Origin of the sequence: Roseomonas nitratireducens, from assembly GCF_017813355.1 — a bacterium.
Lineage (GTDB): Bacteria > Pseudomonadota > Alphaproteobacteria > Acetobacterales > Acetobacteraceae > Neoroseomonas > Neoroseomonas nitratireducens.
In genome coordinates, this window is record NZ_JAGIYZ010000036.1 from 1 (window position 1) to 12,774 (window position 12,774).

Sequence of the window (12,774 nt, forward strand, 5' to 3'; positions counted from 1 at the left end):
GAACAGGCCGCCGCCGAGAACGCGGCGCGCGAGGCCGCGGCCCGCGAGGCCGCCGCGCGCGACCGCGCCGCGCGCGAACAGGCGCAGCGCGAAAGGCTCGCGGCCGAACAGGCGGCGCGGGATGCCGCGGCGCGGGAACAGGCGGCGCGCGAAGCCGGCCAGCGCGAGGCCGCGATGCGCGAGCAGGCGGCGCGGGAGGCCGCGGCGCGGGAGCAGATGCTGCGCGAGCAGGCCGCGCGCGAAGCCGCCCAGCGCGAAGCCGCCCAGCGCGAGGCGGCGCTGCGCGATCAGGCCGCCCGCGATGCCGCGCAGCGCGAGGCCGCGGCGCGCGAAGCGGCGCAGCGCGAAGCCGCCCAGCGGGAAGCCGCGGCGCGCGAAGCCGCCCAGCGCCAGCAGCAGGCCGCCCTCGCGCGGCTCGACCTGCGGGCCGCGGCGCAGTCCATCGCCGCCACCACCCCCTGCTCGCTGATCGCCTGGTCGGCCAGCGACCGGCAATTGACGCTGGCCGGCGTGGTCCGCCGCGGGGACGACGCCGCCATCCGCCGCACGCTGGCCGAGCGCGGCGTGCCGGAGGATTCGGCGCGCCTGTCCCTCACCCCCTTCGACGGCGCCTTCTGCGACGCGCTCGACCTGCTGCGGCCGGTCATCGGCCCGGCGGGCGCGGCCCCCGGCGTGACGGTGGTGGGCCAGACGCCGCTGCAGAACGGGGAACTCATGCGGCTCGACGTGCAGATGCCGGACTGGCCGGCGCATCTGTACGTCGCCTACTTCATGCATTCGGGGGAGGTCGCGAACCTCGTCCCCTCCGCGCTGCAGACCGCCGGCGCGCAGATCCGCCTGGGCGAGCCCCAGGGGAACTTCCCCGGCTGGCAGGTGGACGAGCCCTACGGCACGGACCTCGCCGTCGTCATCACCTCCGACCGCCCGCTCTTCGGCAATTCGCGGCCGGTGGTGGAACGGCAGGCGGATTACGTCGCAGCACTCGGCGCGGCGCTGCGCAGCGCGCGGGCGACCGGCACGCGCGTGGTGGTCCGCCCCGTGGTGGTCGAGACCGTCGCGCGGCGCTGATCCCATGGCGATCACCGCCGCCGCGATCGACATCCCCGCCCCCGGCGGCACGATCAACGCGCATCTCTACGCGCCGGACGATGCGCCCGAAGCGGCACCCGCCATCCTGCTGCTGATGGACGCGCCGGGCCTGCGCCCCGCGCTGCATGGCATGGCCGCGCGGCTGGCAGCCTGCGGCTATCGCGCGCTGCTGCCCAACCTGTACTGGCGCCGGCTGCGCGAGGTCGGCTTCGACCGCGCCGCCTTCTCGCGCGAGGGCGATCCGGAGCGGGAGCGCATCTTCACCCTCGCCCGCGGCTACGGCCATGCGGAATTCCGCACCGACCTGCCGGCGATGCTCGACGCGCTGGGCGTGACGCAAGCGCGGCCGGCGGGCGCGCTCGGCTACTGCATGTCGGGGCGCTTCGCGCTGCAGGCGCTGGCGGAACAGCCGGGCCGCGTCGCCGCCGCGGCGTCCTTCTACGGCACGCGCATGGTGACCGAGGCGGCGGACAGCCCGCATCTCTGGCTGCCCGCGCTGGCGCGGGGCGAGGCCTATCTCTGCTTCGCCGAGCACGATCCCTACGTGCCCGCCGGCGTGCCGGAGACGGTGGCCGAGGCGATCGGGCGCAGCCGCCTGCCGCATCGGATCGAACACTATCCCGGCACGCATCACGGCTTCGCCCAGCCGGATTCCGGCGGCTTCGACCCGGTGGCGGCGGAGCGGCACTGGGCCGCGCTGCTGGCGCTGTTCGCGCGCCTGCCGCGCTGACGCCCGCGGCACCGCTGACCAAGCGGGATCGGATTTCCCGCCCTACCGAGGCGCGCCGGCCCGCAGCGCCGCGCGCAGCACATCCGCCCGCACATCGTCCAGCCCCGCATGGGCCGGGGTGAAGAAGCGCGGGTCGGGCGTGAAGATCAGGTAGGACATCGCCTCGTTCATCATCACCTCCTCCAGCGCGGGGTCGTAGCCCTCGCGTTCGAGGAAGGCGCGGAAGCGGGCGCGCTCCTGCTCGGTGAAGACGTCGCGCCAGACCAGCGCGACATGCGCGGCGAAGCGGGCATCGGTGAAGAAATGCCCGTGCCCGATCTCATGATGCAGGATCGCGCGGCGCATCGCGGCATCGACGCGGGGCTCGAGGCCCGGGACGGAGACGAGGGCGAAATCCTCCGGCGCCGGCACCAGCCGGCGCAGCCGCGCCACTTCCCGCCGCAGCCACTGCTCCTCGGCGTTCAGCGCGATGCCGTCGCGATCGGCCAGGGCGAAGAAGCGCTCCAGGTCGCGGCCGCGGTAGTTGTGGCCGTAGTAGTAGGTGCCGGCGGTCTCGCCGCTCGCGGTGATGGCGGCGGCGAGCGCCGCGTCGGGGAGCACCCGGTCGCGCGGCTGGCCCGCCTTCTCGACCAGCGCGGCGACGCGGTTCAGCGTCGCGCCCTGCACCTCGAGGCCCGGGAAGTCGACGACGAAGACGCGCGGATTGGCGTCCAGGCGGAAGATGACGGGGCGTTCGGCGCGATGGGCGAGGATCGCCTCCTCGCTGGCGACCGGCGGCGCGAAATCCGCCGGCGGCGCCATGGTCATGGACCGTGGCGGCGAGGGCGCGGTGGGGGCCGGGGTCGCGACGCCGGGCGCCTCGGGCTTCGGCGGCGGCTCCGCCGGGCCCTGGCCCAGCCAGAGCCACAGCGCCGCCGCCCCCGCGCCGGCCAGCAGCACGGCCGCGCCGCCGGCCAGCACCAGGCGCGACGGGCGCGCGGCCCGCGTCGGGGCCGGTGCCGCCCCCCGCGCCGGGCCCGGCGCGGCCGGACGCGGCAGTCGGACCGTCGCGTCCGGATCCGTCACGCCGGCGTCGTCAGCTGCCGATGTTCACGACCTGCACGCGCCGGTTGCGCGCGTTCGGCACCTCGTCCGGCGTGGGGACGAGAAGCTGCGTCTCCCCCATCCCGACGGCGATCAGGCGCTGCGGCGCGACGCCGAACTTGGCGATCAGGTAGTCCCGCACCGCCGCCGCGCGGCGCTCGGACAGCGCCTGGTTGGAGGCGGCGTCGCCCACCGCGTCGGTATGGCCCTCGATGCGGAAGCGGAAGGCGGCGAGGTCCTGCGAGGCGAGCGCCCGGCCGAGCGGCGCGAGCGCCCGCTCGGCATCCGGCGTGATCTGCGCGGAGCCCGAGGCGAAGGTCACGGTGATGGAGGCCGAGGGCGCGTCCGAGGTGGTCTCCCGCACCGGCGGGCGGGCGACGGCCTGGGTGGCCGGGCGCGCGGTCGTCACGGGGCCGGTGGTCGGCGCGCCGGGGCCGGCGACCGAGGGCGCGGGCGCGGCGGCCGGCGGCTGGCCGAAGACCGGCGCCGGCTGCACGGGAGAAGGCTGGGACGGCGTGCTTTCCACCGCGCCGGGCACGCGGATGCCGCGCGTCTGGCCGCCGGATTGCGGGCGCAGCCTTTCGATGAGCTGCAGCGCCGCCGGGTCGGACTGGGCGAAGGCGGCGGGCACGGGGGCGGCGAGCGCGATCAGCGCGGCGCCGGCGACGAGGAATGCGCGGGTCATGCGAGGACCTCCATGGATCGGGCAGTCAATAGCACCGGCCGGGCGCGGCCGCATCCGAAGCGCTTCAGGCGGCGGGGCGCCTCGCGACGTCGTCATGGCAGCACGCCCATGCCGCGCCAGGGGGGCAGCAGCGCCGCGAGCACGTCGACGATCCCCGCCTCGGCCCGCGCGCGCGCCTCCTCGTCGCCCTGCGGGCGCGCAAGGTGGACGGACAGCACCGCCGGGTCCGGCGGCAGGCCCGAGAGCAGCGCGCCGCAGAGCGCGAGTTCCGAGGCGCTGACCGGCAGCGCGCTGCCCAGCGCCGCGACCGGCACGCCGAGCGGCGAGCGCATCGCCGCAGCCTCGGACGCGAAGTGGCGCAGCAGGCTGTCGCAGACCCGCGCGAGGCGCGCATTGGCCGAGGGGTCGTGGCGCGGCGCGCGCCACAGGGGCTCGGCGACCTGGCTTTCCACCAGCATCAGCGCGATGTCGAGGTGGTTGAGATCGGCGCAGGCCGGCAGCGCGGCCAGTTCGGCGACCGTCTTCGGCCCTTCGGCGAGCGCCCCGACCAGCGCCGCCTCCTGCGCCGGCTCCAGTTCCGCCAGGCCGGACTGGGTCGGGATCTGGACCTTGATCTTGCCCGGCGGGGAGGTGAGGACGAGCGTCGTCGCGCCCAGCAGCGCCCGCCCGCCCGGCCGACGGCCGCGGATGAAGATGTCCGACCTGAAGCGGCGGGCGAGGAAGCTGTCGAGCAGCGTCTCCCTCGCGATGCCCCCGGGGGCCGCGTTGATCGCCGCCCGCTGCGCCGGGGTCAGGTGGAGTTCCGGCATCGAGCTGCCCGGCCGCGCCGTGCCGCCGAATTCGAGCCGCGCGGGGACGAGCGCGCGGGCGACGTCGGCATGATAGGCGGGGCGCCAGAAACTGGTCAGCCATTCATGCACCAGGTAGGGGGGCGCGTTGCGCGCCGACTTGGTGATGCGCTCGAGGATCCCCTTTTCGGGCATGTAAAGCGGCGCGTGCTCCGCCAGCGCGGAGATCGCCTCGATCGCCGCGATCCCGCGCGAGGCCTCGTCGCCGTGCATGGCGCGCGCCGCTTCGTCGATCATGCGCTGGAAGTGCAGCGTGTCCGCGTAGCCCGGCAGCGCGTTGTAGCCCATCAGCATCAGGCCGCCCGGCTTCAGGCGGCTCTTCAGCATGCGCACGATGCCCTCGCGCACCGGGTCCGGCACCCAGGTCCAGACGCCGTGGCAGATGATGATGTCGATCTCGGGCAGCAGGTCGGCGCTGTTCGCCTCGGTCAGCTCGGCCAGGTCGGCCTCGATGAAGCGCGCATTGTCGAGGCCGCCCTGCCGCGCCACGTCGCGCGCCTCGGCGATGTGCACCGGCTGGAGGTCGAGCCCGATCACGTCCCAGCCCGGATTGGCCGCGGCCAGCAGGCAGACCGACACGCCGCGGCCGCAGCCGATGTCGAGCACGGTCAGCCGGTCCGGGTCCGGCGGGTTCCACCAGGTGTCCGCCATCGCCAGCGCCAGGCGCAGGCGCGCGGGGCCGCATTCCGGCTGGAAGGCGGCGACGTAGCGCACGTCGGCGGCGCCGTAGCGGGATTTCGCGTCGGTCATGCGGGAAGGTTCCTGTGCAGCGCCATGGGTCAGACGACGTCCCGCGGCTCGAAGATGGCGTCCTCGGCATCGCCCTTGCGCGGGCGCGACCCGCCCATCCAGCTCGTCCAGCCGAGCCGCGCCCCGCCGGCGAGCGAGCCCGCGGGCACGTCCTCGGCCCGCAGCACGAGGTTGACGGCGAAGGAGGTGTCGGGCCCGACGAACAGCCGCGCCAGCTGCGTCACGCGCAGCCAGCCCGGCGTGCCGGGCAGCAGCCGGTCGAATTCGGCGCGCGGCAGCGGGCCGAAGCGCAGGATCACCCGCGCCTGCGGGTCCCACACCTGCGCCCCGGCCGTCGCCGAGACGCCGAGCGCGCAATGCTGCGGCGCGCCGCGGCCCTTGGGCATGCGCGTGCGCTCGGCCTCCGGCAGGCGGATGTAGCCGCCGGCGAATTCGCGCACCTGCACGGCGAGGCCGGTCTCGGCCTCCAGCATCGCGCGCAGGCGTTCGGCGCTGCGCGTCCGCGCGGCGAGGTTGCCGGCGTGGAAGAGCAGCGCCTCGGCGGGGATGCGCATGCGCCCGTCCAGGTGCGGCGTGCCCATGCCGATCGCCGCGGCGAGCACGCGCGCGGTCGGCTCCGGGTTGCGCGTCGGGCGGTACTTGGCCCCCGCCTTGGGATAGAGCGCCGTCGTCCGCTGCCCGAGCATGTCGAGGAAGGCATGCAGCGCGAGCGACCGCTTGCGCTGTTCCTGCGCGACCGTCGTGGTGTGGTGGCGCGGCAGCACGCCGCCGGCCCCGATCAGGCCGAAGGTGCCGAGGGTCAGTTCGCCCTGTTCCGGCTTCGCCGCCAGCACGGCGCCCCCCGGCATGGCGAGCCGCGCGGAGGTGCGCAGGCGCAGCACCTCGGGCTCGTCCCGCGGCAGGCCGGCGGCGGCGAGCGCGATCAGCGTCGCCTGGTCGATGTCGAAGCGGGTCGGCTCGCGCTTCAGCCGCTCGAGCGGCGCGAGCGCGACCAGGGCCGGGGCGGGCGGCGGCTCGGGCTCCGGCCGCGCGGCCTCGGCCGCCTCCGGCGTCGCGACCGCGAGCGCCGTGATGTCGGGCAGCGCCGGCTCCTCCTCCGCCCCGGGCGGGGTGGGCGCGCCTTCCGGTAGGTCGCTCAAAGCAGTGTCCGCGTGCCGCTGCGCGGCGCGAAGCGCGTGGCGAGCCCAGGGCGCCCGCGCAGCGCGACCAGCGTGCGGGAGAAGGCGTTCACCGAGACCTGCAGCGCGAGGAAGCGTTCCATCACCTGCGCCAGCGGATACAGCCCCGCCGCCTGCCAGGCCTGCGGGTCGAAGGTGAGCGTCACGTCGAGCCCGCGCGCGAAGGCCCCCGCGCGCCCGCCCGGCAGTCGCGCCACACCCGGTCGCGTCTCGACCGCGACGAGCGCGCCGATCGCCGCGCGGGTTTCCGCCGTGTCGCGCAGGTCGTGCAGGCGCAGGATCTCCCGCAGCGCGGCCGCGCCCGATTCACCGCCGGTGACCGACAGGTGGTTCAGCGCGAGGTGGGAGATCAGCCGCCAGGCGCCGCGGTCGTTCAGCCGCGGGCGCAGCGTCGGCGTGGGCGGGGAGATGCAGTCCACCGCCGAGACCGGCGCGCCGCCCTGCGCGACGCGCAGCCGGGGCTGCCCCGCGCCGAAGGGCAGCAGCGCGGGCAGGTCGCGGTTGCAGCACAACGCCTCGACCGTCAGCACGCCCTCGGCCGGCTGGGCCGGCTCGAACTGCGTGTCGCGCACCTCGATCCAGGTCTGCGTGCCGGTCACGGGCGGCGTCGCGCCGCGGCGGAAGCTGACGAAGTTCATCTCCGCCGTCGTCGCCTCGTCCTGCTCGTTGCGGCCGAGGCGATAGAAGGGCAGCACGGCGCGCCGGCGCCCGTCGGGGCGGCTCTCGCGCACCGCCTCGATCGCATAGATCTCGAGCGCCGCGGGGCGGCGGATGTCGGGCACCACCATCCATTCGGACTGCGTGCCGTCGAGCGCGATCGGCTCGCAGCGCTGCGGGAAAAGGTTGATCGCGGGCGTGCAGCCGAGTGCCACGTTCTCCGGGCCGAGATGGCGCTCGAGCTCCGGCATCGCGCGGTCGAGGTAGATGAAGATGTCGAGCTTCTCGCTCTCCTGCAGCATGGTGCGGGCTTCGAGCCCGCTGAGGTCGAGGTAGAGGTACTTCTCGGGGAAGGCGAACCACTCGGTCAGCAGCCGGTAGCCGGCGAAGGAACGGTTCGGCCAGGGAAGTGCCGCTTCCTCCGGCGCGAAGCCCGCGGGCGCCAGGCATTCGGGTGCCAGCAGCGTCGGCTTCGGATCCACCGGGCTGTCGGCCAGCGCGATGCCGATGGTCGCCGTGCAGAGCAGTTCGTGCAGCAGCGCGGCCTGCGCGCCGACGCCGCGCAGGTGCAGCCGCAGCCGGTCGAGCCCCATCTTGGCGAAGGTGAGTTCCGGCGTCGTGCTGCGCAGCCCGATCCGCAGGCAGGCCATCGCCCCCTGCACGCGGTTGTTGGCCGGCGCCGCGAGCGGCAGGCCGGACAGGCGGAAGGTCTCGACCGCGACCGGCCAGACCGTGACGTCGTGGCAGGTGGAAAAGCGCACCGGCTCGCCGCGCACCGGCTCGGTTTCCACCAGCAGGCCGCGGGGCACGCGCGTCGGGCCGGGCGCCTCCGGCGGCGGGGCGATCTTCAGCGTCGTCATCGACGGCACCGGGGCCAGCAGGTGCGGCGCCAGCATCTCGAGCAGCGTCTCGCTGAACTCGGGCAATTCGTCGTCCAGCCGCTGCTGCACCCGCGCGGCGAGGAAGGCCACGCCTTCGAGCAGCCGCTCGACATAGGGGTCGTCCACCGCTTCCGGCGTGACGCGCAGCCGCGCGGCGACCTTCGGATAGGCTTCCGCGAATTCGCCCGCGAGCCTGCGGATCGCGCGCAGTTCCCGGTTGTAGTAGGGCAGCAGCGATTCCGACACGCTCAGTCCTCCCGCACCGCGACGTCGAGCGTCGTCGGGCGCACCACCGTCTCGAAGGAGATGTGCTCGGGCACCGGATCCGTGCGCAGCACCGCCTCGATGCGCAGGCGGAGCACGCGGTCGATCGACTCCCGCTCCTCCTTGCGCAGTTGAACCTTCACATTCGTCAGCCGCGGCTCGAAGCGCGTGATCGTCGCCTGGATCTCCCGCGACAGGGCGGCGCGGCGCTCCTCCTCGGTGAAGGTGCCGGCCGTCGGGTCCGGCACGCCGTAGCCGATGGGCGAAACCGGCAGTTCGGCAAGCCCGGGCGGCGGCGGCAGGCGACGGCGCCGCGCGTTGAGCAGCGCCTCGAGGTCCCGCCGCACGGCGATGCGCAGCATGTCGATGGCGAGCGACTGCGACAGCGGCGGGTCGCTCGGGCTGTCGGGGTCGGCGTCCAGCAGCCGGTCGAGCAGCGGCAGCCGCACGCGCGGGCTCGATCGGTTGTCGCTCATTTGTTTGGCCTCAGGCGCCGGCGCGCGCATTCGCGCGCTTGGCTTTCGCGCCATGCGCTGGCGCGCGGGCGGCGGCTGATGGGTTGGGCGCGGTCGCGCTTCGCGCTCGCGGATCGAGGCAGGGCCTCGATCCGGTGCGGTAGGCCGACGTGGTGGGCGGGGTGGGGGCGGCCGCGCGCGACGGTTGCGGATCGAGGCGGGGCCCCGATCCGACGTGCGATGCGCGCTGCCGTTCCCCTCGCGCCCATGCCGATCAGTCGAAGGTGATCTCGGTGAGCTCGGTGAGCGTCTTCGCGTCCTCGCCCATCAGGAACTCCCGCATGCCGAGGCCACGGACCAGGCCCGCCTCCTCCTGCCATTCCGTCCCGCGCCCGAGCCGCAGCGGGTTCGGCATGTCCTTGGCCGTCCAGGGATAGATGGTGGGCATGTAGACCACCCCTTCCTGGCCGTCCTTCATCTCGATGGAGCAGCGCCGCCAGTACAGGTCGCGCGGGCGCTTCGGCGCGTCGAAGGACAGCGCGCGCAGGCGCTCGACCGGCACCCACATGTAGTCGCCGCCGGCGGTGTGCACCTCGATCATGCCGGCGAAGATGTCGTCGGCGTCGCGCATGTCGTCGAAGGCGACGTCGCCCGCCTTGCCCGGCACGCGCGGGCGCAGGTTCTCGACCTCGGCGGCCGCGGCCGCGGCCCCGACCTTGTCGCCGGCGCGCAGCAGCGTCAGCGCGTGCGCCGCCGCCTTCTGCGCCTCGGTTGGGTCCTCGCCCTGGAACTTCGGCACCCGGCCTTCCTTCATGACCTGGTGGCGCGTCACCTCCGCCCGCAGCAGCTGGCGGAACTCCATCACGGTGGGGGACGGGTTGTCCTCGATCACCGCGTCGAGCGCGCGGTCGGCGCGTTCGTACTCGCCCGAGAAGAGCATCATCTCGGCCAGCAGCCAGCGCGGCCCCGGCTCGCGGGGCTGGGCCTTGACGGCCGCGGTCGCCGCGGCGACCGCCCCCTCGATGTCGCCCGCCATGAATGCTTCGCCTGGTGTGGTCATGCCGCTTGCCTCGCCGCCTGGAGATCCGTCACGAGGCGGAAGGCCGCCCCCACCTCGTCCAACTGATAATGCGGCTGCAGCAGGATCGTGCAGCCGAAGACACCGGGCTGGCCCGGCTTCTCGCGCACCTCGACCCGCGCGTCGCGGAGGGGATACTTCGCCCCCTGGTCGCCGCCGCCGGCCGAGACATTGGTGAAGCCCTGCAGCCAGCGCTGCAGGCGTCGCTGGATGTCGTCCTCGGTCTTGAAGGACCCGACCATGTCCCGGCCCATCAGCTTCACGCAATGGGCGAAGCGACTGACGCAGAGCATGGCGTTGAACTGCGCCGACAGGCGCTGGTTCGCGTTCGCCGCCATCGCCGTCTCCCCGCCCATGCGCGGCGGGCGGTGGATGGACGGCGTCGCGGCGAAGGATGCCTCGGGCAGCAGCTCGAGCCCGATGAAGGGCATGAAGCCGGCCTCGACGGCCTGGCGTTCCTGGTCGTCGGTCAGCGCGGTCTCGACCGGCGGGCGCAGCGTGCCGTGGCGCGGGTCGCCGTCCAGGCGCTCGGCCGGCAGTGACTCGATCACGCCGCCGGAGGCCTCCTGGCTGATCGCCGCGCCGCGGATGTCCGCCGGCCATGCGTTGCGCGCGAAGGCGCGGATCGCGGTGGCGGCCAGCGGGTAGGCGGGGCTCATCCAGACGCGCTGGTCCGACCCGGGCGCGAATTCCCGGTAGCGGAACCCTTCCATCCGCGTCGCGTCCACGTCCCAGGGCGTGCGGCCGAGCACGCGCGGCAGCAGCACGGAGAGGAAGCGGCTGTCCTCGCGCCCCTGCAGCGCGCGCCAGCGCGTGCGGTCGGCCGCCTTCAGCACGTCGGCGATGTCGGAGGCCGCGCCGACGCCGCCCCAGCTGTCGAAGCCGAGCAGCGCGGGATGGGCGGCGATGGCGCAGGGCGCGAAGGACGCCGCGGCGACGCCCGCCAGCCCATCGAGGCCCGCGACGTCGTCCGTCGGGCTGCCCGGGCCGGGCGCGTGGCGGACCTCGTAGTCCGCGAGCAGCATGCCGAAGGGTTCGCCGCCGGGCGTGCCGAACTCGCCCTCGTAGACCATCTTGAACAGCGCGGACTGGTCGAATTCCAGCGCGCGCTCGAAGTCGCGGCACAGTTCCGCCCAGCGCGCCGGCAGCATGCGGATCTTGACCCGCGCGCCGAAGGGAATGCGGTCGACGAGCCAGGAGAGCGCGCGCCAGCCGCCTTCGAGCCGCCGCAGGCGCTGGTGGTGCAGCACGGCGTCGAGCTGCGCCGAGATGAGCCTGTCGAGCGCGGCGATGTCGCGGTCGACCGCTTCCTCGAGCCGCGCGATCGCCTCGGCGCGGCTGCCCGCGCCGCCGTCGTTATGGAGGATGGTGTCGAGCCGCCAGCCGAACCAGGCGCGCAGCGCCCCGGCGGCGGAGCGGTCCGCCAGGAAGTCGGCGAGACCTTCCGCGCCTGCCCCGCCCGCCGCCCGCCCGAGGAACTTCCCCGAGAGGACCAGCGCGCGAAGCGGCACGGGCGGGCCAGGTTCTGATTCGAGCGGCGCCACGCCGCACCCCCTGTCCCGCCCGGCCGTGGTCAGGCCTTCTGCGGAATGCGCGCGACCATGCGCATGGAGGTCGAGAGTTCCTCCATCTGCAGCCACGGGCGGAGATAGGCGACGGCGTTGTAGACGCCGGGCTTGCCCGGCACTTCCTTCACCTCGACCTTCGCCTCACGCAGCGGATAGCGCGCCTTCATCTCCTGCCCCGCGGATTCCGAGGCGTTGACGTAGTTGCGGATCCAGCGGTTCAGCCAGACCTCGACATCGGTCGCCTCCATGAAGGAGCCGATCTTGTCGCGCGCCATCACCTTGAGGAAGTGCGCGAAGCGCGACGTCGCCATGAGGTAGGGCAGGCGGGCCGAGATGGCCGCGTTCGCCGTCGCCTCGGGCCGGTCGTACTTCTTGGGCTTCTGCACGGACTGCGCGCCGAAGAAGACCGAGTAGTCGGTGTTCTTGTAGTGGCAGAGCGGCAGGAAGCCGAGGCCGGAGAGCTCGGCCTCGCGACGGTCGGTGATGCCGATCTCGGTCGGGCACTTGGTGTCGCTGTCGCCGTCGTCCGAGGTGAAGACGTGCGTCGGCAGGTTGGAGACCTTGCCGCCGCCCTCCGCACCGCGGATCGCCACGCAGAAGCCGTACTGCGCGAAGGCGTCGGTGAGCCGCGCGCCCATGACGTAGGCGGCGTTCATCCAGCAATAGTGCTCGTGCTCCATCGCCTTCGGCTTGCCGGCCGCGTCGTAGGGCGCTTCCTCGTAGTTGAACTCCTCGACCGGCACGGTCCCGGCGCCGTAGGGCAGGCGCGCGATGGTGCGCGGCATGACGAGGTTGAGGAAGCGCGCATCCTCGGTGTCGCGCAGGCCGCGCCACTTGGTGTACTCGGCCGTCTCGAAGATCTTGGCGAGGTCGCGCGGCTTGGACAGCTCGCGGTAGTCGTTCATGCCGAACATCTGGGCGGAGGCCGCCGAGATGAAGGGCGCGAAGGACGCCGCGGCGACCGAGGAGGCGAGGCGCAGCGTCTCGATGTCGTCCGGATGCGCCGTCCATTCGTAGTCGCCGATGAGCGCGCCGTAGGGCTCGCCGCCCGGGGTGCCGAACTCGTTCTCGTAGATCTTCTTGAACAGCGTGGACTGGTCGAACTCGACCGCCTTCTGCAGGTCGCGCGACATCTCGCGCTTGCTCATCTGCAGCATGCGCAGCTTGAGCGACGTGCCCGTCTCGCTGTTCATGACCAGGTAGTGCAGGCCGCGCCAGCTGCCCTCGAGCTTGGTGAACCGCTCATGGTGCATGATCTGGTTCAGCTGCTCGCTGAGCTTCTGGTCGATCGCCTGGATCGCCCGGTCGAAGGTCTGCGTCAGGTTGCGGCTGAAGGTGACGGTGCCCTTCAGCGCTTCCTCGGTCAGCGCCTTGATCAGGTCCTGGGCGCGGTCGCGCTCGGTCTGCTTGGTCGCGCCGAGCACCTGGTCGAGCAGGCCGAGCCCGCCCTCGGCTTCGGTCGTGGTAGCGGCCGCGCCGGCGGCCTGAGTCTCGGTACCGCTCATGCC

Annotated in this window: 11 protein-coding genes; 2 read left to right on the forward strand and 9 right to left on the reverse strand. The window is 73.9% G+C overall.

The features are described 5' to 3' along the window. Together J5Y09_RS22675 and J5Y09_RS22680 are read left to right on the forward strand one after the other, a co-directional pair. The coding region (locus J5Y09_RS22675) for a hypothetical protein (protein ID WP_209354139.1) at positions 1–1,068 on the forward strand (1,068 nt) is incomplete at its 5' end. A gap of 4 nt (positions 1,069–1,072) precedes the next feature. Continuing rightward, positions 1,073–1,819 carry a dienelactone hydrolase family protein gene (locus J5Y09_RS22680; protein ID WP_209354140.1) on the forward strand — a complete coding sequence of 249 codons (747 nt, stop codon included), beginning with the start codon at positions 1,073–1,075 and terminating at the stop codon, positions 1,817–1,819. 42 nt (positions 1,820–1,861) lie between these two features. On the opposite strand, the gene J5Y09_RS22685 is transcribed toward J5Y09_RS22680, so the two are convergent. From J5Y09_RS22685 to tssC (J5Y09_RS22725), 9 genes are all read right to left on the reverse strand, one after another. Then, positions 1,862–2,884: a hypothetical protein gene (locus J5Y09_RS22685; RefSeq protein WP_209354141.1), complete on the reverse strand. Its 1,023-nt coding sequence runs from the start codon at positions 2,882–2,884 to the stop codon at positions 1,862–1,864. Positions 2,885–2,894: 10 nt separating this feature from the next. Next, positions 2,895–3,587 (reverse strand): OmpA family protein, encoded by a 693-nt coding sequence (locus tag J5Y09_RS22690; RefSeq protein WP_209354142.1) that lies wholly within the window; start codon positions 3,585–3,587, stop codon positions 2,895–2,897. Positions 3,588–3,679: 92 nt separating this feature from the next. Then, the gene (locus J5Y09_RS22695; protein WP_209354143.1) at positions 3,680–5,185 is read right to left on the reverse strand and encodes a class I SAM-dependent methyltransferase; all 1,506 of its coding nucleotides are present in this window, start codon (positions 5,183–5,185) and stop codon (positions 3,680–3,682) included. Between the two features lie 29 nt (positions 5,186–5,214). Further along, entirely contained in the window at positions 5,215–6,324 is a 1,110-nt protein-coding gene (gene tssG, locus J5Y09_RS22700) for a type VI secretion system baseplate subunit TssG (RefSeq protein WP_209354144.1), read from the reverse strand. Next, positions 6,321–8,147, reverse strand: coding sequence for a type VI secretion system baseplate subunit TssF (tssF, locus tag J5Y09_RS22705; protein WP_209354145.1), 1,827 nt, complete (start codon positions 8,145–8,147; stop codon positions 6,321–6,323). Before tssF ends, tssG begins: the two co-directional genes overlap by 4 nt. Before the next feature lie 2 nt (positions 8,148–8,149). Further along, on the reverse strand, positions 8,150–8,641 hold the full coding sequence (tssE, locus tag J5Y09_RS22710) for a type VI secretion system baseplate subunit TssE (protein WP_209354146.1): 492 nt from the start codon (positions 8,639–8,641) through the stop codon (positions 8,150–8,152). Positions 8,642–8,894: 253 nt separating this feature from the next. Beyond that, positions 8,895–9,680 carry a type VI secretion system accessory protein TagJ gene (locus J5Y09_RS22715; protein ID WP_209354147.1) on the reverse strand — a complete coding sequence of 262 codons (786 nt, stop codon included), beginning with the start codon at positions 9,678–9,680 and terminating at the stop codon, positions 8,895–8,897. After that, complete coding sequence (tssC, locus tag J5Y09_RS22720) at positions 9,677–11,209, reverse strand: type VI secretion system contractile sheath large subunit (RefSeq protein WP_209354148.1); 1,533 nt, start codon at positions 11,207–11,209, stop codon at positions 9,677–9,679. Before tssC (J5Y09_RS22720) ends, J5Y09_RS22715 begins: the two co-directional genes overlap by 4 nt. Positions 11,210–11,271: 62 nt before the next feature. Next, positions 11,272–12,771: a type VI secretion system contractile sheath large subunit gene (gene tssC, locus J5Y09_RS22725; RefSeq protein ID WP_209354149.1), complete on the reverse strand. Its 1,500-nt coding sequence runs from the start codon at positions 12,769–12,771 to the stop codon at positions 11,272–11,274. Between the last annotated feature and the right edge of the window lie 3 nt (positions 12,772–12,774).

Bases quoted from the DNA above. Each gene is read 5' to 3' on its own strand.
- tssE (WP_209354146.1), bottom strand. From the start codon at position 8,641: ATGAGCGACAACCGATCGAGCCCGCGCGTGCGGCTGCCGCTGCTCGAC.
- J5Y09_RS22695 (WP_209354143.1), bottom strand. From the start codon at position 5,185: ATGACCGACGCGAAATCCCGCTACGGCGCCGCCGACGTGCGCTACGTC.
- J5Y09_RS22690 (WP_209354142.1), bottom strand. From the start codon at position 3,587: ATGACCCGCGCATTCCTCGTCGCCGGCGCCGCGCTGATCGCGCTCGCC.
- J5Y09_RS22715 (WP_209354147.1), bottom strand. From the start codon at position 9,680: ATGACCACACCAGGCGAAGCATTCATGGCGGGCGACATCGAGGGGGCG.
- J5Y09_RS22680 (WP_209354140.1), top strand. From the start codon at position 1,073: ATGGCGATCACCGCCGCCGCGATCGACATCCCCGCCCCCGGCGGCACG.
- tssC (WP_209354149.1), bottom strand. From the start codon at position 12,771: ATGAGCGGTACCGAGACTCAGGCCGCCGGCGCGGCCGCTACCACGACC.